Below are 25,200 nucleotides of genomic sequence, written 5' to 3'. Positions count from 1 at the left end.
TTCATCGATCGACGGATCGACCGTTTTTCGCTTCTGGCGGACGACGGCGGACCGGATCAGCCGATGACGACGAGCGCTTCGCCGTATTCGACCGGCTGGCCGTTGTCGACGCAGATGCGCTTGATCACGCCCGAGCGCGGCGCGGGGATCTGGTTCATCGTCTTCATCGCCTCGATGATGAGGAGCGTCTCGCCTTCGCTCACCGACTGGCCGATCTCGATGAACTGCTTGGCGCCCGGCGCCGAGGCCAGATAGACGGTGCCCACCATCGGCGAGGGCACCGAGCCGACCTCAGGCCCCGCTACGACGGGTGCGACCGGCGACATCGGCACGCCCTGCGGCTGCGGCGCATAGGCCATCTGCGGACCGGGAACGCTGGCGGCATAGCCGGCGGCGGCCACATATTCCTTCTGGCGCGAGACGCGGATGCGCAGGTCGCCCTGCTCGATCTCGATCTCGGTCAGGTCCGTGTCGTTCAGAATGTCGGCGAGTTCGCGGACAAGCGAGCGGTCGACGGCGGAATCCTTGAGCGGCATGTCGTTCCCTTGAGGTCTCGGATCCGGCGATGGGTCCATCCGCGGATCGGCGATGCGGTCCACCGCCTGTCCGGTCTCGTGGGCTGGACGGAGAGACGCCCGGGCGTTTCCCTCATACGGCCCCGGATCGAACCGGCGGTGCGTTCATTCGAGTGTGGCGTATAAACCGGCCCGGCGGCGGGGGAAAGCGTCGAATTGCCGAAGCCTGACCCGCGCGTCCGCTCAGCAGGTCGCGCTTCCGCAGGTGCGCAGGTTGGCGATCTTGCCGGCGAGCACATCGGCGCCGACCGCGCCCGCTACCAGTTCGTCGCCCACGATGTAGGTTGGGGTGCCGGTGATGCCGAGCGCCGTCAGCAGGCTTTCGGATTCGGCCAGCGCGTTGCGGACCTCGGGCCCGTCGAGGAGCGGGGTGAGAGCCTCCTCCGTCACTCCGAACTCGCCGGCCACCTCGACGGCGCGGTCGTGGTCGACCTTCGCGCGGGTCGCAAGAAGCTTCTTCTGGAAAGCGCCGTACTTCTCCGGTGCAAGGGTGCGGAAGGCGAGGCTGACACGGCTGGCAGCCTGCGAGTCCGGCCCGAGGATCGGCACTTCCTTCATGACGACCCGCAGCTTCGGGTCGCTCGTCACGAGCGCGTCGATGTCGCTGGCGGCGCGCTTGCAGTAGCCGCAATTGTAGTCGAAAAATTCGGTCACGGTGACGTCGCCCTCGGCATTGCCGACGCTGGTTCCCGCCGGTGTCGTGGTCAGGTCGGCCGCGACGGTGGCGATGGTCGCCTTCTGCGTCGCCTTTTCCTCGCCGTCCCGCTTGGTCTCCAGCGCCTTCATCGCCTCGAGCAGCACCTCCGGGTTGGCGACGAGATAGTTGCGGACGATCGTCTCGATCTCGCGGGTCTGCGGCGCGTCGAAGGCGGCGGCGGGAAGGGCGAAGGCGGTGAGGCCGCCCGCAAGAGCGACGAGGGGGAGGATACGGAACAAGGGCAGTCCTTTCGGCGACGTCGACGTGCTCATTTGCGTTGGACGCGAGTTGTGATGATGTCCTGCGCCTTGCGCCATTGCGGCGTGCCCGGACGAAACTTCTGCTGGGCCCGCGCCGCGAAGATCTTGGCCTGTCGCACGTTCCCCGCTTCCCAATAGCCCTCCGCCGTCGCCAGTTCCGCCGAGCCGACCTCGCCGATGGCGCCATAGGCGCGAGCCAGATACTGGTAGGCGGTAGAGTTGCCGGGATCGGCTTCGAGGCCGCGTTCGATCTGGCCGATGGCATCACGCATGCGATCCGACTTGCCGCCCGTAACGATCGCCTGTCCGATCGAGGACTGGATCAGGCCGGACCGGGTGGGATCGAGCTTCGACGCCTTCGTGAAGGCAGCCGCCGCCTCTTCCGAACGCCCTGCGACCAGCAGGACCTCTCCGCGAAACTCGAGGAACCACGGATTGTTCGGATCCTGCTTGATCAGCGCATCGACCTTGGACAGCGCCATTGCGGGGGAACCCGCGAGATGCGTGGCGATGGCGTCGCCATAGAGCGCCGGCAGGCTGTGCAGGTCGCGGCCGAAGGTACGCCGGACCTGCTGGGCGCCGCCGTTGTAGGCGGCGATCTTGGCGCGTGCGAGATCGTGGCGGAGTTGCAGCGCCGGGGAGTCCACCTTGTCGAAGAACGGACTTTCGTGGGCCGCCGTCTGCAGGAAGCCGATGCGGTCCTGCGGCGCCGGGTGGGAGGACAGATATTGGTTGGGCGAGACGCCCGACAGCATGTTCTTGCGCTGCAGGCCCTCGAAACTCTGCAGCAGTCCGTTCGGCGATTGGCCGGTCTTCTGCAGGTAGGTGAGGGCAGAGCGGTCGGCGGTCGTTTCTTCGGTGCGCTGATAGGCGAAGAGCCCGCGCTGCGCGATGCCGCCGCCGCTGGAGAGAAGACCGCCGCCGAGCCCCGCGACCGCGCCCGACCCCGCCGCTGCGCCTGCCGCCGCGACGCCGGCGCCGAGCAGGCTCGCCACCACGGCGATCGTCTGCGCCCGCGCAATCTGGTCGCGCAGACGCTCCTGATGGCCGCCGGCGAGATGCCCGACCTCGTGGGCGATCACGCCGATCGTCTCGTTCGGCGTCTCCGATTCGAGGATCGTGCCGGTGTTGATGAAGATGCGTCGACCCGCCACGAAGGCGTTGAAGTTGAGATCGTTGACGAGGACGATCTCGACGCGGTTCGGCGAGAGGCCCGCCGCTTTCAAGATCGGCGTCGCGTAGTCCTTCACCAGTGCTTCGATCTCGGCGTCGCGCACCACGGGCAGACGGCTCTGCGGCGCCCGTTGCGCAGCAGCGGGCGTGACGAGGACGGGGGCCGCGATCGCGGAGGCCAGGAAGACCGTCAGCGCCCGCGCCGCCCAGTGCCTGCTCCGAACTTTCATCGCCGCCCTTCCCATCGCCTCATGCCCGACCGTAAGAACCGCCCGAACGGATCGCTTCGCCGCTCGACGGCGCCCCGATCCACTCCGACGCCCAATCCGGCAATTGTGAGACAGTCATGTACGATATCCGGCCGATCAAAGCATCCCGGCGCTCCGCGATCGATCCGTTCCGCGCGATGGACGTGCTGGCCGAGGCGAACCGGATGATCGCGGCTGGTCAGCCCGTCATCTCGCTGGCCGTCGGCCAGCCGTCCGCGCCGGTGCCGAAGCCCGCCGCCGACGCCACGCGCCGCTTCCTCGACGTCGGCCATGTCGGCTACACCGATGCGCTGGGACGGGTCGATCTGCGCAGCCGTATCGCCCATCACTACGCGGACACGTATGCGTGTCACGTCGGCATCGACCGCATCATGGTGACGACGGGATCGTCCGCCGGCTTCAACCTAGCCTTCCTCGCCGCCTTCGACGTCGGCGACCGGGTGGCGATCGCGACGCCCGGATATCCCGCCTACCGCAACATTCTGAAGGCGCTCGGCATCATCCCCGTCGAGATCCCCGTCGACAGCAGCGATGGCTATATCCTGACGGCGGACCGGCTGGCCGCGTGCCACCGCGAGGCGCCCATCCAAGGCGTCCTCGTCGCGAGCCCCGCGAACCCGACGGGCACGGTGACGCCGCGCGAGGAACTACGCCGCCTCGTGGAGTTCGCGGACCGCGAGACGATCACCTTCATCTCCGACGAGATCTACCACGGTCTCGTCTATGGCGAGCCGGCGGCGTCGGCGCTGGAGTTTTCCTCGCGCCCGATCGTCGTCAACTCCTTCTCCAAATACTATTGCATGACCGGCTGGCGGGTCGGGTGGCTCGTGCTGCCGCCGAGCCTCGTGCGTGCCGCCGAGCGTATCGGGCAGAGCCTCTACATCTCTGCGCCCGAACTCAGCCAAGTCGCGGCCGCAGCCGTCTTCGACGCCGGCGACGAACTTGAGGCGGTGAAGGCCGACTATGTCCGGAACCGCGCCATGGTCACCGACGCCCTGCCGAAGCTCGGCTTTGCAGACGTCGCGCCGATCGACGGCGCCTTCTACGCCTATGCCGGCATTCCGGAAGGATATGGCGATGCCAGTGAACTCGCGCGCACGATCCTCGCGCAGTGCCACGTCGCCATGACGCCGGGGATCGACTTCGATCCCGAACGGGGCGAGCGCACGATGCGCCTGTCCTATGCCGGCCACCCCGACGCCATTCGCGAAGCGCTCGACCGGCTCGCGGCATTCTTCGGCTGACAACGGCGGTGGACTGTTGAAATGAAAAGGGGCGGCTCGAAAGCCGCCCCTTTTTTTCGATGATGAAACGTCGACGCTTAGAAGAAGCTGCGACGCGCCCACCAACCCGTCCGCTTGGGCTTGTTCTCGTCCCCCGCATCGCTGGCTTCGCCGCCGTTGGCGCTGATCCGCGGACCGCGCGTGGCCGAATCAGGCTGATCGTTCACGGCAGCGATCTCGCTGTCGATCACATCGTTGGAAACGCTGGTCGCGTCGTCTTCGTCGGGGAAGACCTCGTCGAGCGGCGGGTTGCCGTCGACGAGAGCTCCGGCTTCCGCACTGGCCGACATGACCTCGTTTTCGTCCGGCGCATCGGCATTGCGATCGGCTTCGAGATCCTCGAGCCGGCCGCCGTCGAGATCGACGCCCTCGAGCGCATCGACCGCGTCGGTCGTCTCGGGGTCGGACGCACGGTCCGCGACATCGCCGATCTCGACCGGTGCCTCGTCCTCGTCGTACCGGTCTTCGGCAACCGCGTCGTCGATCACGTCGGGCAGGTCTTCACCGGATCCGGCACCACCGGCGACGTCCATCACCGCCACGTCGTGCGCGCCATCCTCGCGAGTGCGGCGACCACCACGACGACCCCGCCGACGACGCTTGCGCTCGCGGCTGGCCTCGCTCTCGGCCTCGTCGCCATCGCTCTCGGACGAAATCGCATCCGCCTCTGCCGGCTCGCTGGCCTCGGGCTCGTCGCCACCTTCCGCGTCCTCGCCCTCGGCACCATCCGCGCGAGTTTCGCCGGCCTCGTCACGACGTCCGCCCCGCCGCCGACGGCGACGACGGCGGCCGCCGTCGCGGCGCTCTTCCTCGCTCGGCGATGCAGGTTCTTCGGCCTCGGCTTCGACGACCACAGGGGCTTCTGTCGTCTCCTCGACCTCGGTCTCGTCGATCTCGTCCTCGACTTCGAAGTCGTCCTCGTCTTCGATCTCGATGTTGGCCGGTTGCACCGGCTCGGGACGCGGCCGCGCCACCGCTTCGGCGCCATGCTCGATGGCGATATGCTGATGGCCGTGGCCGTCCACGGCTTCCAGAACGATGCGAAGGCCGTGATGGCGCTCGAGTTCGTCGATCGTGCTGCGCTTCTCGTTGAGCACGTAGAGCGCGGTCGCGGTCGGCACCTTGACGATGAGGTCATGGGTGCCGTGCTTCTGCAGGTGCTCCTCGATGGTGCGCAGGAGATGCAGCGCGAGCGAGGAGGCCGAGCGGATGTAGCCGTTGCCCGAGCAGACCGGGCACACCTGCATCGTCGATTCGAGGACGCTGGCGCGGATGCGCTGGCGGCTCATTTCCATCAGGCCGAAATGTGAGATGCGGCCGATCTGGATACGGGCGCGGTCGTCCTTCAGGCAATCCTTCAGGCGCTTCTCGACGTTGCGGTTGTTCCGCTTCTCGTCCATGTCGATGAAGTCGATGACGATGAGGCCCGCGAGATCGCGAAGGCGCAGCTGGCGCGCCACTTCCTCGGCGGCTTCCAGATTGGTCTGGTAGGCGGTGTCCTCGACGGAATGCTCGCGGGTCGATCGACCCGAGTTCACGTCGATCGCCACCAGCGCTTCGGTCTGGTTGATGATGATGTAGCCGCCGGACTTCAGCGTAACGCTCGGCTGCAGCATCTTGTCGAGCTGCGCCTCGATGCCCTGGCGCGCGAAGATCGGAACCGGATCGCGATACGGCTGCACCACCTTCGACTGGCTGGGCATCAGCATGCGCATGAAGTCCTTGGCCTCGCGGTAGCCGTTTTCGCCGGCCACGAGAACCTGATCGATGTCCTTGTTGTAGAGATCGCGGATCGATCGCTTGATCAGGCTGCCTTCCTCGTAGACGAGGGCCGGCGCCGTCGACTGAAGCGTGAGGGAACGAACCGTTTCCCACATCCGCATCAGGTATTCGTAGTCGCGCTTGACCTCGGCCTTCGTGCGCATCGCGCCGGCCGTGCGCAGGATGATGCCCATGCCGCGCGGCACTTCGAGGTCGCGCGCGACCTCTTTCAGGCGCTTGCGATCGGCGGCGTTGGTGATCTTGCGCGAAATGCCGCCGCCGCGGGCGGTGTTCGGCATCAGCACGGAGTAGCGGCCCGCGAGCGAAAGGTAGGTGGTGAGCGCAGCGCCCTTGTTGCCGCGCTCTTCCTTCACGACCTGCACGAGCAGGATCTGGCGACGCTTGATGACTTCCTGGATCTTGTACTGCTTGCGCGGCTGCCGGTTGCGCACCGGCACCTCTTCCATCGCGTCTTCGCTGCCGATCTCGTCGACCTGATCGGCCTCCTCGTCGCCCACGTCCGCGGAGCTGACGCGTTCGCGGCGGCGCGAGCGGCGACGGCCACCGTGCCGACCCGACGATTCGCCGTTGGTCTCGGTCGAGGCCTCTTCACCGGATGCGGAGTCCTGACCCTCGGCGATACCATCCTCGACGGCGGGGTCCTCGTAGCGTCCCGGCTGCGCGGAGCCGACGTCGAAGACCTCGTGATCGCTCTCGACCTCGTGGTCGCCGTCCTCGTCGTGCTCTTGCTCGTGTTCGGCGTCTTCGGCCGAGACCTCTTCCGAGATGCTGTCGCCGTCCTCGGCGTCGGCAGGCTTCGCCTCGCCGTTGCGGTCGCGGCGCGTGCGGGCCGGGCGGGCGGGCTTGGCGGCCTTGCGGTCCTCGGCGTCCTCATCCTCGCGGACGCGGGCGAGTTCGTCCTCGATCAGCGCCTGACGGTCGGCGACGGGGATCTGGTAGTAGTCGGGATGGATCTCGCTGAAGGCGAGGAAGCCGTGGCGGTTGCCGCCATATTCAACAAAGGCGGCCTGGAGCGAGGGTTCGACCCGCGTCACCTTCGCCAGATAGATGTTTCCCTTGATCTGCTTCTTGTGCTCGGACTCGAAGTCGAACTCCTCGATCCGGCTACCCTTGACGACGACGACCCGGGTTTCTTCCGGGTGCGACGCATCGATCAGCATCTTGTTGGCCATGGATTCTCAACTCCCGGACCACAGCACTTGCCAACGCTCCGGCGCGCGGCGCCGGTCGAAATGTCGGGAAAGGCTGGTCCGCAAAGGACGTCTCGCGTCGGTGGGCGACCGTCCCCGACAGCAACGGCATGAGGTTCGATGAACCTGTCCGTGGAGCCGATGGGAGGGAATATGCCGATGACACGCGCGAGCGACCTGCAACAACTGGTGGCCGTTTCTGACGACCGATGAATTTGCACGCAGACCGGCGGAGAGACCCGCGGTCGAAGCATGCAGCGGTTCCGCCGAGACGATGGCTCGGTCGAATGGGAATTTGTCGGAAGCCGCCGCACCGGGCTTGAACGTGGAGCCGCCTCGCGCCCTGTGTTCGGCGACACGCATCATGGTGTCCGCCGGCGGGCTGCGAAGCCGAACCGCGATCGACGCGAAAGCCTCACTTCCGCTTTTATGCCGTGCGAGGCCGCTAAACAAGTGGACGCCTTCATTCGAGGCAATCCGCGGATCTGTTATGGACGTAATCGCCGCCCGCGCATCGCCGCCCTGTGTCCCGCATCCGCTTTCAGCCAGCCGACCTGCCTCATGACCGACGTCCTCCGCTTTTCGACCGCTCTACGCGCGCTCCTGATTCTCTTCGCCGTCGCGTCCGGCCTCGCATGGGGACACGCATCCGCCGCCGATCCGACCATCGTCACGGCGATTCGGCATACGGAGGAAAAGAAGGCGTTCCGGCTGGAGCTCGATCTCGCGGGAACGGCGGCTCCGCAGCTCGTGCTCCTGCGCAAGCCCTACCGGGTCGCGCTCGATCTCGACGACACGGTCTCGGCCGTGAAGCTCGCCGCGATCTCGGGCAGCGAGGTGGTCAGGGACATGCGGCACGGCCTCGTCGCCGACAATCGCTACCGCATCATCCTGACCCTGACGGACGCGATGCGTCCCGATCTCGAGGTCGCCCGCGACGAGACGGGCTCGAAGGTCGTGCTGACGCTCGTGCCCGGCCGCGACGCCGATTTCAGCGCCCCGGTCGCACTCGCATCGAAGGTTGCCGAGCCGGCCGCGCAGCCGTCGGCCAAGCCGGGCAAGCGCTTCACCGTCGTTGTCGATCCCGGCCATGGCGGGGTCGATCGCGGCGCGACCGGCGACGGAGGCACGGACGAGAAGAGCGTCAATCTCGCGTTCGGTCTCGCCTTGCGGGAGGCGCTCAAATCGGCGCCCGGCGTCGATGTCGTCCTCACCCGCGACGACGATACCTTCATTCCGCTGAACGAGCGCTCCGCCATCGCACGGCGTGCGGGCGCCAATCTGTTCGTCTCGCTCCATGCCGATTCGATCCGTTTCAAGGATCTGCGCGGCGCGACGGTCTACACTCTGTCCGAAAAGGCGTCGGACAGCCTGTCGCGCGAGATTGCCGAGAGCGAGAATGCGTCCGACCGCTTTGCCGGATCGGAATGGGATCAGGACGCGCCGGAGATCCACGACATCCTCGTCGATCTCGTGCGCCGCGAGACCGAGAGTTTCTCGGAGCATTTCGCGGTCAGTCTCGTGGCTCACCTGAAGGACGGTGGTATCCAGCTGATTAACAACCCCAAGCGCTCCGCCGGATTTCGCGTGCTGCGTGCACCCGACGTGCCCTCCATCCTCGTCGAGATCGGCTATCTCTCGAACGCCGAAGAGGAAAAGCTGCTGACCTCGGGCGACTGGCAGCGCAAGGTCGCCAAGGTGCTGGCGGCCTCGATCGTCGAATTCGCACGCCACCGAACGGGCCAGCCGGCGACGCTGCCGCGCTGAGCGTCGGTTGCGGGCCGACGTTGCGAAACCGCCACAGCCGCAGCGCCAAACCGCCTCGCAACATGCGTCCGCCTCATTTATGGATCATTCGCAAAGCGAACCGGTTGCGGCGACGAGAGCGGTCGCGCCGGCGCTTCTGGGCTCCATCAGCGGGGCGCATCTGCGGCGCGGCGACAGGGTTGCCGGTGTGCGGGCGACGGGGACACGATGATCAGACTGCTGGGATACTTCTTCGGAATCGGGACGGTGTTCGCGCTGCTCGTCGCGGGAGGCGTCGCCTTCTACGTCAACAGCATGAGCCAGGACCTTCCGGACTATCAGGTCCTCGCCAAGTACGAACCGCCGGTGATGACACGCATCCATGCGTCGGACGGTGGCCTCATGGCCGAATATGCCAAGCAGCGGCGCCTCTATCTGCCGATCCAGGCCATTCCCCAGCGCCTGAAGGACGCCTTCCTTTCGGCCGAGGACAAGAATTTCTACGAGCACCACGGCGTCGATCTCGAGGGCATCGCGCGCGCGGCCCTCGTCTACGTCAAGGGCGGTCCTATGCAGGGCGGCTCGACGATCACCCAGCAGGTGGCGAAGAACTTTCTTCTGACGAACGAGCGTTCGATGGAGCGCAAGGTGAAGGAGGCGATCCTCTCGCTGCGCATCGAGCAGGCCTATTCGAAGGATCGCATCCTCGAACTCTACCTTAACGAGATCTACCTCGGCATGGGCTCCTACGGCGTCGCGGCGGCCTCGCTGTCCTATTTCAACAAGTCGGTGAGCGAACTGGAGATCCAGGAAGTCGCGTATCTCGCGGCCCTGCCGAAAGCGCCCGAAAACTACAATCCGTTCCGCAACCCCGACGAGGCGATCGGTCGCCGCAACTGGGTGATCGACCGGATGGCCGAGAACGGCGCGATCACGCAGGAGGCGGCCGATGAGGCCAAGGCCACGCCGCTGGGCATCAACATCCGGCCAAGCGGCGCCTATGTGAGCTCCGCCGAATACTTCACCGAAGAGGTCCGCCGCGAGATCATCGGCCGCTACGGCACCACCGCGCTCTACGAGGGTGGACTTTCGATCCGCACGACGCTCGATCCGGTGATGCAGGTCGAGGCGCGCAAGTCGCTTCAGCGCGCGCTCCTGCAGTTCGATCAGGCCCGCGGCTATCGCGGCCCCATCTCCACTGCCGAGATCGGCGGCGACTGGGGCGAGCCGCTCGCCAAGGTCGAAGCGCTGTCGGACGTGCCGGAATGGCGGCTGGCGATCGTTCTCGCGTCGACCGACGATTCGGTCAGCGTCGGCCTGCAGCCGGGTCGCGAGGCGTCCGGCAAGTTCGGCCCCGAGCGCGACATGGCCACGATTGCGCTGGCCGACATGCGCTGGGCGCTGCGTCAGAACCGCGAGGGTCGAAGCGGTTCGGTTCGCACCGCCGATCAGGTCCTGTCGCGCGGCGACATCGTCTATGTCGAGAAGAAGGACGACGGCGACGGCTATCGTCTTCGCCAGCCTCCGAAGGTTCAAGGCGCGCTCGTCGCGATGGATCCGCATACGGGGCGCGTCATGGCGCTGGCCGGCGGCTTTTCCTACGCACAGTCCGAGTTCAACCGCGCGACGCAGGCCTATCGCCAGCCGGGTTCCTCGTTCAAGCCGATCGTCTACGCCGCCGCGCTCGACAACGGCTACACCCCGGCGTCGGTCATCATGGATGCGCCGATCTCGATCCCCGACGGCAACGGCGGATATTGGGAACCGAAGAACTACGGCGGCGAGTCCGCCGGTCCGTCGACGCTGCGCCTCGGCATCGAGAAGAGCCGCAACCTGATGACGGTGCGTCTGGCCCGCGACATGGGCATGGATCTCGTGGCCGGCTATGCCGAGCGCTTCGGGATCTACAACAAGATGCTGCCCTACCTGCCGATGGCGCTCGGATCGGGCGAAACCACGGTCATGCGCATGGTCTCGGCCTACTCGGTGATGGCCAATGGCGGCCGCTCGATCGAGCCCTCGCTGATCGACCGGATCCAGGACCGCTACGGTCGCACCGTCTACAAGCACGACAACCGCAAGTGCGACGCCTGCAACGACACGGCTTGGGCGGACCAGGCCGAACCGGAACTGGTCGACGACCGCCAGCAGGTGCTCGATCCGATGACGGCCTACCAGATCACGTCGATGATGGAGGGCGTCGTGCAGCGCGGCACGGCAACCGTCGTCAAGGAGCTCGGTGTTCCCGTCGCCGGCAAGACCGGCACCACGAACGACGAAAAGGACAGCTGGTTCGTGGGCTACACGCCCGACCTCGTGACCGGCATCTATCTCGGCTACGACAACCCGACGCCCATGGGCCACGGCGCCAGCGGCGGCGGCTTCGCGGCACCGGTCTTCGTCGACTTCATGAAGCAGGCGCTGGCCGGCAAGCCGGCGGTGGACTTCCGCATTCCCGACGGAATGACGCAGATCGCGGTGAACCGGAAGACCGGCATGGCGACGAGCTCGGAAGGCTCGGATGCGGTGATCGAGGCCTTCAAGCCCGGCACCGGACCGTCCGACAGCTACGAGGTGATCGGCGATGACGGGTTCGGCGGTGCGCCGACTGCGCAGGCGATCTCTCCGCAGGCCGAACAGGCCATCGTCTCGGGGGCCGGCGGCTTGTTCTGAGCCCGACCGGGCATGATTTCATGGTGGCGGCGGGCGGTCTTCGGGCCGCCCGTTCGCTTTACAGAGGTGGCGGGCCTCCCTATGGTCCGCGCCACTTCCCCAACCCTCTCATGAGAAGCGAGGTCGCGGCATGCGTGCCGAAATCGAATCGATCGTCGACGACATCAAGCAGGCCGTAAGCCTGCTGAGGAGGCATCTTTGACTGGGATCAGTCCCTGCGCGAACTGGATCGCCTGAACGCGGCCGCTGAAGATCCCTCCATTTGGAACGACCCTCAGGAAGCCCAGCGGCTGATGAAGGAACGCCAGCGCCTCGATTCCGCGATCAGCGGCATCCAGGCGCTCGAGCGAAGCCTTGAGGACAACATCGAACTCGTCGCCATGGGCGAGGAGGAGGGTGACCCCGGCATCGTCGAGGAGGCCGAGACGGCGATCCGCGCGATGAAGAAGCAGGTGGCGGAGCGTCAGATCGAGACCCTCCTATCTGGCGAGGTGGATGGCAACGACACCTATCTCGAAGTGCATTCGGGCGCTGGCGGTACCGAGAGCCAGGACTGGGCTTCGATGCTTCTGCGCATGTACATGCGCTGGGGCGAGCGCGCGAAGATGAAGGTCGAGCTGCTCGAACAGCATTCGGGCGAAGAGGCTGGCATCAAGTCCGCGACGATCCTGCTGAAAGGCCACAACGCCTACGGCAAGATGAAGGTCGAGTCGGGCGTGCATCGTCTGGTGCGCATCTCGCCCTACGACAGCCAGGCGCGTCGGCACACCTCGTTCGCGTCCGTCTGGGTCTATCCGGTCGTCGACGACTCGATCGAGATCGACGTCAACGAGGGCGATGTCCGCATCGACACCTACCGGGCGTCGGGCGCGGGCGGACAGCACGTCAACACGACGGACTCGGCCGTGCGCATCACGCATCTGGCAACCGGCATCGTCGTGCAGTGTCAGGGCGAGCGCTCGCAGCACAAGAACCGAGCGACCGCCTGGAACATGCTGCGCGCCCGGCTCTACGAGGAGGAACTGCGCAAGCAGGAGGAGAAGGCCAACGCCGCCGCCTCGTCGAAGACCGACATCGGCTGGGGCCACCAGATCCGCTCCTACGTGCTGCAGCCCTATCAGCTGGTGAAAGACCTGCGCACCGGCATCGAGAGCACCTCGCCGCAGCAGATCCTCGACGGCGGCATCGACGAGTTCATCGAGGGCGCGCTGGCCCAGCGCGTTTTCGGCGGAGACGCGGAGGTTGCCGACATCGACTGACGCCGTCGCGTCACCGACAGACAAGAACCCCGGGGCGCGAGAGCGCGACCGGGGTTTTTCATCGGTGGTCTCAGAGGGCGGCGAGCTTGCGACCAGCGCGGATGTAGCGCTCGGGATCGACGGCCTGATCGGCCAACCGAACCTCGTAATGGAGATGCGGGCCGGTGCTGCGTCCGGTGGAGCCGACCGCGCCGATCGTGTTGCCAGTCTCAACGGCATCACCCACCGCGACGTCGACCCGCGACAGATGCCCGTAGCGCGTGCTGACGCCGGCACCGTGGTCGACCTCGACCATCAGTCCGTAACCGCCGGCCTCGCCCGCCGAGGTGACGCGACCCGGTGCGGTCGGATGGACCGGTGTTCCCGAGCGGATGGCGAAATCGACGCCGGTGTGCATCGCCTCGCGCCCGAAGAACGGGTCGAGCCGCACGCCGAAGACCGAAGACTGCGTGCCGCCGGGCATCGGCTCTGCCAACGGCAGCCGGTCGGATCGCGTCTTCAGCTTTTCCAGAAGGCTCAGCGACGCGTCGAGCTGCGCCAGGCTGTCGGCGAAGCCATCGCCGGCGGAGACGGGCACGAACGGTCCGCCGACGCCATCGGTCGCCTCGCCGCGCAGATCGACGCCGATGGACGAGAGAAGCGTCGCCACACGATCGGCCTTCGTCTCCGCCCGCTTCGCGAGGGCGGCGACCTGCGCCGACTGTTCGGCATCGGCCAGTTCGGCGGAGCGCCGGATCGTCGGCAGCACGTGGCCTGCGAGTTCGGCGAGTTCCACCCGTTCGCCGGGTAGGGCGCGGACGTCGTCGAACGAGCGGCGCAGATCCGTGCTCTTCCAGGCTGGCAGAGGGCCGTCGGAAGAGGGCGCTGCGATCTCTGGCGAGGGCAGGGCCGACGATGGCAACAGGCCCTGCGCTCGGGCCTTGGCCAGCAGCGGCTCCAGCTGTTCGAAACGGTCCGCGAGTTCGACCTGCTGGTCGATCAGCTTCTCGACCTCGGCGCCGACGGTTTCCCGCACGACGTGCTGGCGCGTGGTGATCTTGTCGAGTTGGTTGCGCAGGTCCGCGATGCGCTGCTCGTAGGCGGCGGTGGCGCGAGCCTCGCGGGTCTGCAGGGCCTCGACGACATGGCCGCCCAGGAAGAACACGCCGGTCGCGCCGATCCCGGCGACGACGAGCAGTCCGGCCAGCGCCGTCCCGGTGGCTAGGAGCCAGGGGCGAACAGTCCAGTGCCGAACCTTGTCGCCGCGCGCGATGACGATCGTATGGGGAGCGGACCGCTTGCCGAACACGTCGCGTTGCGTGACCAAACTCATCGTCGAACAGACCCAAACTTGCGGCGCGGACGGCTGCGTCTCGGGCATTCAACATCGTTAAGGTTAACGCCGGGTTGAAACTCCGGTGGATGAAGGTTCGATCGTCAGGACGAAAGCGGCGAGAGAGACCGGTAGAAGGTCGGCGTCAGCCCAGCTTCGGCCCGCGCCCGGTCGTTGAACGGCGGCTTCACGTCGCCGCGGAAGCACTCGCGCACGAGTTCCTGAAACCGCCGCGCCGGGTCGATCCGCTGGCGCGCGCAGAGGAATCGGAACCACTTGGCGCCGATGGCGACGTGCTTCTTCTCGTCGTTATAGATGATCTCGAGGATGGCGCCGGTCTCGGGATCGCGAGCCTCCTCTAGCTTCTGCAGGAGCGAGGGCGTCACGTCGAGGCCACGCGCTTCGAGGATCAGCGGCACGATGGCGAGTCGCGCGGTGAGATCGTGCGCGGTGGCCTCCACCGCCTGCCATAGCCCGTCATGGGCCGGCATCGCGCCGTAATGCGAGCCGAGATCGCGGAGCCGGCCGGATAGGAGGCCGAAATGCTTGGCCTCCTCCATCGCGACCGTCATCCAGCCGTCGAAGAACGACCGGGGAACCGGCTGGCCGCAGAAGCGCGCCACGATGTCGAGCGCGAGGTCGATGGCGTTCAGCTCGATATGGGCGAGGGCGTGGATCATCGCGATCCGCCCCTCCAGCGAATGGACCGAGCGACGCGGCACGTGCCGGGGCGAGACGAGATCGGGCTTCTCCGGTCGTCCCGGCCGCGACGGAAGCGCGGGATCACCGGGCGCAGAGAGGCCGAGCTGGCGCGCGAACCAACGTTCGCCCGCCTCGGTCGTCAGCCGCCGCTTGGCATCGAGATCGGCCGATGTCAGGGCCTCGATCGCCAGCCCGCGCAGCGTCGTCGGTCGCTCAGCCGCCATCAGGCGCCCTTCGCGAGCGCCTGCGCAGCCGCCAGCACCTCCTGCGCATGGCCGGGCACCTTGACCTTAGGCCAGACCTGCGCGATCCGGCCGTCAGCACCGACCAGCACGGTGGTCCGCTCGACGCCCATGTAGGTCTTTCCGTACATGCTCTTCTGCGCCCAGACCCCAAAGGCTTGGATGAGGGATTTTTCCTCGTCCGACAGGAGCTTGACCTTCAGCGCATGCTTGTCGCGGAACTTGCAGTGCTGCTTCACCGGGTCCGGGGACACACCGAGAACGGGCGTGCCGGCGGCGTCGAACTGGTCGATCAGCGCGGTGAACTCGATCGCTTCGAGCGTGCAGCCCGACGTGTCGTCCTTCGGGTAGAAGTAGAGGACGAAGGGATGGCCGGACAGCGACGGCTTCGTGACGCGACTGCCGTCGGCCTCGGGCAAGTCGAACGCGGGACAATCGTCACCGACAACGGGTGTGCTCATGAAAGCCTTCCTTTCGGCCAAATGCGACGCCATGACGGGCCCACCGGTGGCGGCGAGGCTGCCGCGATGGACGCGCTCGCTGATATAACGCGGCATATCCTATGCGGCAGCCCGGCGGGTTCATGATTCTGACAGTTTATACGATCGATACGGGGACCCCCATGGCGCCACTCTCTCGAGCCGACCGCTGTCGGCAGGCGCTCTCTCATCCCGGCCGAGGGCCGGCGGGCGGATCTCGCCGATGAGGCGACTGTTCCGCTTCTGCGGTGCGCTCGTCAGTCTCGTCCTCTTTCTTTCCCTCGCAGCAGCCGGTGCCATCGGCTTTCTCTTCGGGACGGAAACAGGCGAAACCTTCGTGCGCGACCAAACGACGGCCGCCCTCGGGCGTCTGCTCGGCCCCGCCTATCAGGCGTCGCTCGGCGAGCAGAGCTTCGAGGTGCGCCGCGACGGCACGCTCGCCCTGAACTGGAACGGCGTGACCCTGCAGCGCAAGGATCGCCCGGATCTGCGCTCCGATGTCGACCGGGTTTCGGTGGCGCTTCGCCTGCTGCCGCTCGTCGGCGGGTCTCTGGAGTTCGGTCGGCTGGAGATCGAGGGCGCACGAATCGATCTCGCAGCCTTCAGCGAGACCGCCTCGGAACGCTACCGCCGCGTGGTGGCGCAGCGGGCCAACGAAACCGCGCCGACGCCGTCGCCTGCGGTCGTAGCGGCGGACGAACCTGTCCGCTCGCGCATCTCGCGCACCGCCGACAGCGCCATCCGCACGATCGAGCGCCAACTCCAGGCCCTGCAGGCCTATCATTTCGACACGGTGTCCTTCACGGACATCACCGTCGAGGGCCTTCCCGCCCAGTTCGGCGCCTCGTCGGAACTGCAGCTCGACCGCGCCGAGTTGCATCGCAGCTTCGACGGCTCGCTCCAGCTCTCGTCCCGCTTCGATATCGGCCTCGTCCCAGTCGCGCTTGCGGGGGCGGCCCAGTTCGATTCCGAAACCTCGCGACTTCTGGGCTTCTCCCTGCGATCGGGGCAGATCCAGCTCGAAGACGTGCTGCCGCCCGCACCGGTGACGCAGGTTCTCGACGAGCGTCCGTTCGGCAGCGATTCGGATGTCTCGTTCGAAGCCAGCATGAGCCGGGAGGAGATGACGGGAACGCCGGTCCTGCGAGCCGGCCTGCATGTCGGCGAAGGCCAGCTGCAACTGGGCCTCAACCACACGCGCATCGAGAGCATCGCTCTTGGTCTCGAATATCGGGAGGGCGAAGATCGGCTCCTGCTTCTGAAGAGCCCGATGCGGTTCGCGGACGTCGCCTTCGATGCCGAGGGCTCGATCGAGCCCGTCGTGGTTGACGGTGCGGTGGACTCCGAGCGCCTGCAGTTTCGCGTCGGCGCCGGCAACGCAATCTCGAAGGTCGGACGTAGGGCGGCAGACGAGCCACGGACCGCCAGCTTCTGGATCGACGGGCAGGTGAACCCCCTGGCACGGACGGCGGATCTGACGCGTCTCGAACTCCTGCCGGCGTCCGGGCGGCTCGAAGGGCAGGCGGCCTATCGAGCCGGCGCGCCGGACGATGTGACCTCGCTCCACATTGCCGCCTCGGAACTGGCCGCCGAGGACATCAAGGCCTTCTGGCCCTTCGTGATCTCGGGCAAGGCGCGCGCATGGGTTCTCGCCCATGTGGGCGACGAAGCCCGCATCCCCGCTGGGACGATCGACATCGAGGTGACGCGCGACCGGCTGGGGACCGCGTTCAGGCCGGACAACGCGCCGACCGACCGTGAACTCAGGCTGGACCTCGCATTGGCACAGGCCGATGTGCTCACCATCGGCACGGTGCCGCGCCTGCGCGAAGCCAACGGACGGCTGGAAACGCGAGGCAGCACGACCACCGTCTTCGTCGATTCGGCGAAGGTCGAGGCCCATGACGACGTCGCTATCGGCGCATCGACCGTGGTGCTGGGCAAGCCCGCCGAGGGGCATCGGCGCGATCTGATGATCGACCTGACCCTCAAGGCGAGCGGCGGGCTGGCGGGCGTTCTCGACGTGGCCAACGCCGATCCGATCCGCGCATTGCGCTCCCTCGACGCCGATCCGGCGCTCGCGTCGGGCTCGGTTGATGCGGACGTGACGGCGTCGCTGCGGCTCGGCGAAGGCATCGCACCGGCGGATCAACTTCTCGGCTGGGGCGTCGAGGCGCGGCTGACCGATGGCGATCTCGGACAACCGATCCAGGGTCGCCGCTTCACCGGGCTCGACGGCGTCGTTCGGGTGATACCCGGACAGGCGAGCGGCGACCTCAAGGGGGCGATGGACGGTCTGCCAGCCGACCTCATGTTCGCCATCCCCTTCGGCGCGAAGCCAATCGGAGATCGTCAGATCGACATTGCGCTGAAAGTGCCCTCGAAGAAGGTCGCCGAACTCGTACCGGCTCTCGCCGAGGTCGTGGACGGGCCGATCGCCGCCGAGGTGACGGACGGCAAGGACGGGCTGCGCGCCAAGCTGCAGTTGACCGATACCACCCTCGACCTTCCGGTCATCGCCTGGAAGAAGGGCGCGGGCGTTCCCGCGACGCTGTCCTTCGCCCTCAAGCAGGGCGACGACGGCACGATGCTCGACGATATCGAACTGCGCGGCGACGGTTTCCGCGCGGATGGATCGGTCTCGATCGACAAGACGGGGTTACGGCGTGCGGCCCTGCGCAACGTCGCCTTCAACCCCGGCGACGACGTGAATGTCGACGTGACCCGCCATGGCAACGGCTACGGGATCGACCTGTCGGGAGCCAAGTTCGATGCCCGCCCGATCCTCGCCGAACTGAAATCGACCATCGGGCAGGACAAGACCGGGCGGGTGGGCGGTGGGACGTTCGACGTGACCGCCGATATCGACCAGCTCGGCGGCTTCAATGGTCGCGCCATCCGCGACTTTTCGCTGAACTACGCCAGCGCCAAGGGGCAGATGGCCGCGCTGAGCCTTGCGGGCACGGCCGGCGGCGGCACGCTCAGCGGGGACCTGTCGCCGCGCGGCGACAGTCGCGCCATCCGCATCGCCTCGAATGACGCCGGTGCGCTGCTCGCCTTCACCGGCTTCTACGACCACATGGAAGGCGGGCAGGCAACGCTCGAACTCGTCGGCTCCGCCGATGCCGGCTACGGCGGGCGCTTGCGGATGGCGAACGTCACGCTCGTCGACGAACCGCGTCTGTCGCGCATCGTCGGCTCGGCGCCCGATCCGAAGTCCGCCAGCCTCAGCCAAGCGCTCGGGCAGGACCTGCGGACGGAGCGCGCCTTCTTCGATCAGGCCTCGGCCAACCTCAATTATCGCGGCGGTACGCTGCGTGTCGCCGACGGGATCGTAAGAGGTCCGGTCTTCGGCTCGAGCTTCGCGGGAACGCTGTACGACCCCAAAAGCCGGATCGATATCGCGGGGTCGTTCATGCCGGCTTACGGCATCAACCGGGTGTTCGGCGCCATCCCGATTCTCGGCCAGATCCTCGGCAACGGCAACGAGGGCGGCCTAATCGGGATCACCTACCACCTCAGCGGTCCCTTCGCCGCGCCGAGCCTCGTAGTGAACCCGATCTCGGCGATCGCGCCCGGCATCTTCCGGCAGATCTTCTCCTACGAACCGGCCCGCTAGGCCGGCCCGCGGACGCGTCCGGCCCAGAGCGACGCGATCGGCTCGCCCGCAAGGTCCGGCTTGGCGTCTCCGATGAAGATCACGACGCCATCGTAGTGCGATCGGGCCGGATCGTAGAATTCGAGGAGCCCGGGCGAGGCCGACTGGAAGAAGGCGGGCCGTCGGTCGGCTTTGCGGAGCAGATGGTCGATGACCACCTGATCGCCGTGAACCGCGTTCGGCACCTGCCCGCAGGCGCCCGGGGTCATCCAGCGTTCGGGCTCGGCGGCAAAGGCGTCGTAGAGGAATGCGAGCTCGTCGCCGTCCCATCGCAGCAGCGCGCTGGACAGACGGTGCTTGTGGAAATGATCTTCCATCGCGGCGAGCCCAGGTTGGGCGAGGGCGGAGGCATCGCCGGCGATCACCGTGTCGAGGTCGCAGAGCAGCACGGTGCCGGTGAAGAGGCCCGGACGAAAAGCTTCCATCTTCGACCACCAGGCCGGCCAGTCGTGTCGGAGCGCGATACATTCGACACCCGGAAGATCGAGCGCGAGATCGGTGAGGCAGACGAAGCGATCGAAGGCGGGGGCATGGCGGCGGAAGCCCTCGACCAGGCGCTCGACCCAGATGCCGTCGTAGCGGCCGCCGCTGCGCAGGACGGTGACGAGCGTCGCCATCAGCACGACACTCGCAAGGGCTCGGTTTGGCGCTGCGTATGTGAGACGGCGGTCTGTTCGATGGCGGGCACGAGGCATCCTCTGGCTGATCCGCAAGCGAACCTAAGCCGGGCTCCCCGGAGGACCAGACGGCAGAAGCAAAGGGGCGACGCGATGTCCCGCGCCGCCCCTTTCCAAGCCTCGCGTGTCGGAGAGATCAGCCGGCGGCGCGCACCAGCACGTGGCGCTTCTTGCCAAGAGAAAGCTTCACCGCGCCGTCGCGAAACGCATCCGTCCCGACCGTCATCCGCTCGTCCGACACCGCCTCGTCATTGACGCGGACGGCACCGCCCGCGACGTGCCGGCGGGCTTCGCCGTTCGACGTGGCGAGACCCGCCTTGACCACGAGCGCGAGGATCCCGATCCCATCCTCGATCTCCGCGGCAGGCAACTCGATCGTCGGCAGCGTCGCGGCGACCGAACCTTCCTCGAAGGTCTTGCGCGCGGTCTCCGCGGCCTCGTCGGCGGCGGCGCGCCCGTGCAGCATGGCGGTGATCTCGGTCGCCAGCTGCTTCTTGGCCTCGTTGATCTCGGCGCCGCCGAGCACGGCCAGCCGCGCTATCTCGTTCATCGGCAGGGTCGTGTAGAGCTTGAGGAAGCGGCCGACATCGGCGTCCTCGGTGTTGCGCCAATACTGCCAGAAATCGTAGGGACTCATCATGTCGGCGTTGAGCCAGACCGCGCCGTTCGCGGTCTTGCCCATCTTAGCACCGGACGACGAGGTCAGGAGCGGCGAGGTGAGGGCGTAGAGCTCCGCTCCGTCCATGCGCCGACCGAGCTCGATGCCGTTGATGATGTTGCCCCACTGGTCGGAGCCGCCCATCTGCAGCCGCACGCCATGGCGCCGGTTCAGCTCGACGAAGTCGTAGGCTTGCAGGATCATGTAGTTGAATTCGAGGAAGGACAGCGACTGCTCGCGGTCCAGCCGCAGCTTCACGGAATCGAACGAGAGCATCCGGTTGACCGAGAAATGGCGGCCGACGTCGCGCAGGAACGAGACGTAGTTGATGTCCAGCAGCCAATCGGCATTGTTGACCATCGACGCGCCGGCACCGAAATCGAGGTAGCGGCCGAACTGTCGGCCGATGCCCTCGATATTCACGGCGATGTCGTCCACCGACAGCATGCGCCGGGCCTCGTCCTTGAAGGACGGATCACCGATCATCGACGTGCCGCCGCCCATCAGAGCGATCGGCTTGTGGCCGGTCTTCTGCATCCAGTGCAGCATCATGATCTGGATGAGCGAACCCGCATGCAGGCTCGTGGCCGTGGCGTCGAAGCCGATATAGCCAGAGACGCTCTCGCTCGCGAAGAGCTTGTCCAAGCCGGTGTCGTCCGACGTCTGGTGAATGAAGCCACGCTCGGACAGCGTGTGCATGAACTCGGATTTGAACCCGGTCATCGGGAGTCCTCGGTCGGAATCGCGAAGCCGACGCGCGCCGGGATCGGGCGGCACGTCGGCGGCGATCGGGAGATGGTGTCCGCCGGGAGGCGGAGCGGTTACTTCAGGCGCTTGGGGCGCACGTCCGACAGTTCGCCGGCGAGGCGCCGGTCGAGATAGTCGGAGCACTCCGCCATCAGCTCGTCGGAATGGTCGGTGAAGAAGTGGTTCGCACCAAGAAGGGTCTTCTGCGTGATGAGAATGCCCTTCTGCGTCTTCAACTTGTCGACGAGACCTTGAACGTCCTTCGGGGGCGCCACGCGGTCCTTCTCGCCATGGATGATCAGCCCGGACGACGGGCAGGGCGCGAGGAACGAGAAGTCGTAGGAGTTGGGCTGCGGCGCGATCGACATGAAGCCCTCGATCTCGGGGCGGCGCATGAGAAGCTGCATGCCGATCCACGAGCCGAACGAATAGCCCGCCACCCAGCAATGCTTGGAATCGGGGTGCAGGCCCTGGATCCAGTCGAGCGCCGACGCGGCATCCGAGAGCTCGCCCGATCCGTGATCGAACTCGCCCTGGCTGCGACCGATGCCGCGGAAATTGAAGCGCAGCGTCGTGAAGCCGCGTTCGACGAACATGTAGAAGAGGCGATAAACGATCTGGTTGTTCATCGTCCCGCCGAAACGGGGGTGCGGATGGAGAACGATCGCGATCGGCGCGTTCTTCTCCTTCGACGCCTGGTAGCGGCCTTCCAGGCGTCCGGCCGGGCCGTTGAAGATGACTTCGGGCATTTCTGGTACCTCAGGGGAACGACGGCGGGACAGACCCGGCGCCTTGACGGAGGATAGGCAGCCTCGTAAGTTCCAGTTTAGAACGGTTCAAAACTACGCGTTTCCCTCAGGGGCGCTATGTAGTCCAGCAGGTCGTCGGAATACAATATTTTTCGCTCCTGCCCTCCGCTCAAGGATTGACGAAGTCTCGCGATGACGGTTTCCTCCCGGCGCATCTACCTCGACCACAATGCCTCCGCGCCGCTCCTGCCTGAGGCGCGTGCGGCGTTGATCGATGCGCTCGAGGTGACCGGCAATCCATCCTCCGTACATCGCGAGGGGCGCTCCGCGCGCGCCTTGATGGCGCAAGCGCGGTCGAAGATCGCCCGTCTGGTCGGCGCCGATGCCGAAGAGGTCGTCTTCACCAGCGGCGCCACCGAAGCCGCGGTAACATGCCTGACGCCGGACTGGGTGCTCGATGGCCAGCACGTTCGCCTGCCGCGCCTCGCCGTGCTCGACACCGATCATCCCTGCCTGCGCGAGGGCGGCCGCTTCGATCCGGAGGCAGTGACTCGCTTGCCTGTCGATCGGCACGGCATCGTCGATATGCGTGCCCTCACGGCTTGGTTGGCGATGGGCGAGCCCGGTATTCTGGCCTTCACGGCTGCCAACAGCGAGACCGGTGTTCTGCAGCCGCTGTCTGAGATCGTTTCCGCGGCTCATGCGGCAGGATGCGTCGTCGTGGTCGATGCCGTGCAGATGGCAACCCGCATTCCCCTCGATACACGCGCCATCGGGGCGGATGCGCTGATCCTTTCCGGACATAAGATCGGGGCGCCGAAGGGAATCGGCGCTTTTGTGCTCGGCTCGACGGAGAGGCGTCCTGCGCCCCTTCTGACCGGAGGCGCACAGGAGACCCGCCAGCGCGCCGGCACGGAAGCGCTGGCCTTGATCGCTGCCTTCGGGGCGGCGGCCGAAGCCGGTGAGCGATCTCTCGATCGGGGAGGTCACGATGCTCTGACGGCTCTCCGAGATCACTGCGAAACCGCCCTGGCTCTCGTGAGCCGTGAGGTACAGATCGTTGGAGATGATGCCGATCGCCTGCCGCAAACGGTCTCGGTGCATCATCCGCGTCTCACCGCGGAGACCGTCCAGATCGCGCTGGACCTCGATGGTATCGCGGTCTCGGCGGGATCGGCCTGCTCGTCGGGCAAGGTCGGGCCGAGCCATGTCCTCGAAGCGCTTCACCGCGCCGGCGCCCCCATCGATCCACAGGCCGGCGCCATTCGCGTCAGCTTCGGCCTTACGACGACTCGCGCCGAGATCGACGCGTTCCTGAAGGCCTATGCCCGTCTCGCATCGCGCGTCGATGCGGACAATCCAAGGGAGAACGCGGCATGAACGCGCAAGCGAACTGATTCTGGTGGGTTGCCTTCAAGATTCGGGCCAGAACCCCATTTGAACGATTACGAACTGCCGCTATAGGCGGTGTGGAAGGCCGACCACCGGACCTTGAATCCGGCGAGGATGGAGAGAACACGATGCCAGCAGTCCAGGAGACCATCGATCAGGTCCGCCGTATCGACGTCGATCAGTACAAATACGGCTTCGAGACGCTGATCGAGATGGACGTGGCTCCCAAGGGCCTCAACGAAGATACGATCCGCCTGATCTCCGCCAAGAAGGACGAGCCCGAATGGATGCTCGACTGGCGGCTGAAGGCGTTCGAGCGCTGGAAGACGATGGAGAGCCCGTCCTGGGCGCGCCTCGATTATCCGCCGATCGACTTCCAGGACATCCACTATTACGCGGCGCCGAAGTCGATGACCGGTCCGGCTTCGCTCGCCGAGGTCGATCCCGAGATCCTGCGCACCTACGAGAAGCTTGGTATCCCGCTCAAGGAGCAGGAAATTCTTGCCGGCGTGATCAAGCCGGTCGCAGCACCGCAGTATGACGAGGATGGCAACGCCATCGAAGTGGTGGAGCGTCGTGTCGCCGTCGACGCGGTCTTCGACTCGGTGTCGGTCGCGACGACCTTCAAGAAGGAGCTTCAGAAGGCTGGCGTGATCTTCATGCCGATTTCCGAGGCCATCCGCGAGCATCCGGATCTGGTGAAGAAGTATCTGGGATCGGTGGTCCCGGTCTCCGACAATTTCTTCGCGACGATGAACTCGGCTGTCTTCACCGACGGATCGTTCGTTTACGTGCCGCCGGGCGTTCGCTGCCCGATGGAGCTCTCGACCTACTTCCGCATCAACGAGCGCAACACCGGCCAGTTCGAGCGCACGCTGATCATCGCCGACGCCGGCTCGTACGTCTCCTATCTCGAAGGCTGCACGGCGCCTCAGCGCGACGAGAACCAGCTTCATGCCGCGGTGGTCGAACTCGTCGCGCTCGACGATGCCGAGATCAAGTACTCGACGGTTCAGAACTGGTATCCCGGGGACAAGGACGGCAAGGGCGGCATCTACAATTTCGTGACGAAGCGCGGCGACTGCCGCGGCGCCAACTCGCGGATTTCGTGGACGCAGGTCGAGACCGGCTCGGCGATCACCTGGAAGTACCCGTCCTGCATCCTGCGCGGCGACAATTCGCGTGGCGAGTTCTACTCGATCGCCGTTTCGAACGGCCGTCAGCAGATCGACAGCGGAACGAAGATGATCCACATCGGCAAGAACACGTCGAGCCGCATCATCTCGAAGGGCATCTCGGCAGGCAATTCGAACAACACCTATCGCGGTCAGGTGACCGCGATGCGTAAGGCCTCGAACGCCCGCAACTTCACGCAGTGCGACTCGCTGCTGATCGGCGAAGGCTGCGGCGCGCACACGGTGCCGTATATCGAGGCCAAGAACGCAACCGCCCAGTTCGAGCACGAGGCGACGACGTCGAAGATCTCCGAGGACCAGCTGTTCTACTGCATGCAGCGCGGCATTCCGGAGGAGGAGGCCGTGGCGCTGATCGTCAACGGCTTCGTCAAGGACGTCATCCAGCAGCTGCCGATGGAGTTCGCGGTCGAAGCGCAGAAGCTCATCGGCATCAGCCTCGAAGGCAGCGTCGGCTAAACGCCGGCAATCCGAACCCTGTTTT

At 66.3% G+C, this 25,200-nt stretch carries 17 protein-coding genes; 7 read left to right on the top strand and 10 right to left on the bottom strand.

Annotation, left to right across the window (positions count from 1 at the left end; all coding sequences use genetic code 11):
- Nucleotides 1-56: 56 nt before the first annotated feature.
- The 3 genes from accB to AUL33_RS00905 form a co-directional block, all read right to left on the bottom strand.
- Entirely contained in the window at nt 57-536 is a 480-nt protein-coding gene (gene accB / locus AUL33_RS00915) for an acetyl-CoA carboxylase biotin carboxyl carrier protein (RefSeq protein WP_062202698.1), read from the bottom strand.
- A gap of 222 nt (nt 537-758) precedes the next feature.
- The gene (locus AUL33_RS00910) at nt 759-1,511 is read right to left on the bottom strand and encodes a DsbA family protein (RefSeq protein WP_244491802.1); all 753 of its coding nucleotides are present in this window, start codon (nt 1,509-1,511) and stop codon (nt 759-761) included.
- Between the two features lie 29 nt (nt 1,512-1,540).
- Nucleotides 1,541-2,935, bottom strand: coding sequence for a M48 family metalloprotease (locus AUL33_RS00905; RefSeq protein WP_062202694.1), 1,395 nt, complete (start codon nt 2,933-2,935; stop codon nt 1,541-1,543).
- A gap of 116 nt (nt 2,936-3,051) precedes the next feature.
- Between AUL33_RS00905 and AUL33_RS00900 the strand changes: the two genes are divergently transcribed.
- The gene (locus AUL33_RS00900; RefSeq protein WP_062202692.1) at nt 3,052-4,218 is read left to right on the top strand and encodes a pyridoxal phosphate-dependent aminotransferase; all 1,167 of its coding nucleotides are present in this window, start codon (nt 3,052-3,054) and stop codon (nt 4,216-4,218) included.
- Nucleotides 4,219-4,295: 77 nt separating this feature from the next.
- On the opposite strand, the gene AUL33_RS00895 is transcribed toward AUL33_RS00900, so the two are convergent.
- Complete coding sequence (locus AUL33_RS00895; RefSeq protein ID WP_062202690.1) at nt 4,296-7,211, bottom strand: ribonuclease E/G; 2,916 nt, start codon at nt 7,209-7,211, stop codon at nt 4,296-4,298.
- 579 nt (nt 7,212-7,790) lie between these two features.
- Here AUL33_RS00895 and AUL33_RS00890 point away from each other — a divergent pair.
- The 3 genes from AUL33_RS00890 (at nt 7,791) to prfB (ending at nt 12,907) form a co-directional block, all read left to right on the top strand.
- On the top strand, nt 7,791-8,996 hold the full coding sequence (locus tag AUL33_RS00890; RefSeq protein WP_062202688.1) for an N-acetylmuramoyl-L-alanine amidase: 1,206 nt from the start codon (nt 7,791-7,793) through the stop codon (nt 8,994-8,996).
- Nucleotides 8,997-9,203: 207 nt separating this feature from the next.
- Nucleotides 9,204-11,648, top strand: a complete 2,445-nt coding sequence (locus AUL33_RS00885) for a penicillin-binding protein 1A (RefSeq protein WP_062202686.1) — start codon at nt 9,204-9,206, stop codon at nt 11,646-11,648.
- A gap of 130 nt (nt 11,649-11,778) precedes the next feature.
- A protein-coding gene (gene prfB / locus AUL33_RS00880) for a peptide chain release factor 2 (RefSeq protein WP_156419212.1) occupies nt 11,779-12,907 on the top strand; the annotation gives its coding sequence in 2 pieces (ribosomal slippage) (nt 11,779-11,847 and nt 11,849-12,907; 1,128 coding nt in all).
- A 70-nt stretch (nt 12,908-12,977) separates the two neighbouring features.
- On the opposite strand, the gene AUL33_RS00875 is transcribed toward prfB, so the two are convergent.
- The 3 genes from AUL33_RS00875 to AUL33_RS00865 form a co-directional block, all read right to left on the bottom strand.
- The gene (locus AUL33_RS00875; RefSeq protein WP_192843111.1) at nt 12,978-14,219 is read right to left on the bottom strand and encodes a M23 family metallopeptidase; all 1,242 of its coding nucleotides are present in this window, start codon (nt 14,217-14,219) and stop codon (nt 12,978-12,980) included.
- Between the two features lie 104 nt (nt 14,220-14,323).
- Entirely contained in the window at nt 14,324-15,145 is an 822-nt protein-coding gene (locus AUL33_RS00870; RefSeq protein ID WP_062202681.1) for a ferritin-like domain-containing protein, read from the bottom strand.
- Nucleotides 15,145-15,624, bottom strand: coding sequence for a peroxiredoxin (locus AUL33_RS00865; RefSeq protein ID WP_062202757.1), 480 nt, complete (start codon nt 15,622-15,624; stop codon nt 15,145-15,147). Before AUL33_RS00865 ends, AUL33_RS00870 begins: the two co-directional genes overlap by 1 nt.
- A gap of 241 nt (nt 15,625-15,865) precedes the next feature.
- Between AUL33_RS00865 and AUL33_RS00860 the strand changes: the two genes are divergently transcribed.
- Nucleotides 15,866-19,261: an AsmA-like C-terminal region-containing protein gene (locus AUL33_RS00860; protein ID WP_062202679.1), complete on the top strand. Its 3,396-nt coding sequence runs from the start codon at nt 15,866-15,868 to the stop codon at nt 19,259-19,261.
- On the opposite strand, the gene AUL33_RS00855 is transcribed toward AUL33_RS00860, so the two are convergent.
- The 3 genes from AUL33_RS00855 to AUL33_RS00845 form a co-directional block, all read right to left on the bottom strand.
- A complete protein-coding gene (locus AUL33_RS00855; RefSeq protein WP_062202677.1) occupies nt 19,258-19,917 on the bottom strand; it encodes a hypothetical protein in 660 nt (219 codons plus the stop codon). The genes AUL33_RS00860 and AUL33_RS00855 overlap by 4 nt on opposite strands.
- Before the next feature lie 196 nt (nt 19,918-20,113).
- Nucleotides 20,114-21,358 carry a tyrosine--tRNA ligase gene (tyrS, locus tag AUL33_RS00850; protein WP_062202676.1) on the bottom strand — a complete coding sequence of 415 codons (1,245 nt, stop codon included), beginning with the start codon at nt 21,356-21,358 and terminating at the stop codon, nt 20,114-20,116.
- Between the two features lie 98 nt (nt 21,359-21,456).
- Complete coding sequence (locus AUL33_RS00845) at nt 21,457-22,131, bottom strand: alpha/beta hydrolase (RefSeq protein ID WP_062202674.1); 675 nt, start codon at nt 22,129-22,131, stop codon at nt 21,457-21,459.
- Nucleotides 22,132-22,323: 192 nt separating this feature from the next.
- Here AUL33_RS00845 and AUL33_RS00840 point away from each other — a divergent pair, with 192 nt between their 5' ends.
- Nucleotides 22,324-23,511 carry a cysteine desulfurase family protein gene (locus AUL33_RS00840; RefSeq protein ID WP_062202672.1) on the top strand — a complete coding sequence of 396 codons (1,188 nt, stop codon included), beginning with the start codon at nt 22,324-22,326 and terminating at the stop codon, nt 23,509-23,511.
- A 140-nt stretch (nt 23,512-23,651) separates the two neighbouring features.
- A complete protein-coding gene (gene sufB / locus AUL33_RS00835) occupies nt 23,652-25,175 on the top strand; it encodes a Fe-S cluster assembly protein SufB (protein WP_062202670.1) in 1,524 nt (507 codons plus the stop codon).
- Nucleotides 25,176-25,200 lie beyond the last annotated feature (25 nt).

Origin of the sequence: Aureimonas sp. AU12, assembly GCF_001463705.1 — a bacterium.
GTDB lineage: Bacteria > Pseudomonadota > Alphaproteobacteria > Rhizobiales > Rhizobiaceae > Aureimonas.
Note: the sequence above shows the minus strand (reverse complement) of the source record. Positions and strands in the feature narration are given on the sequence as shown.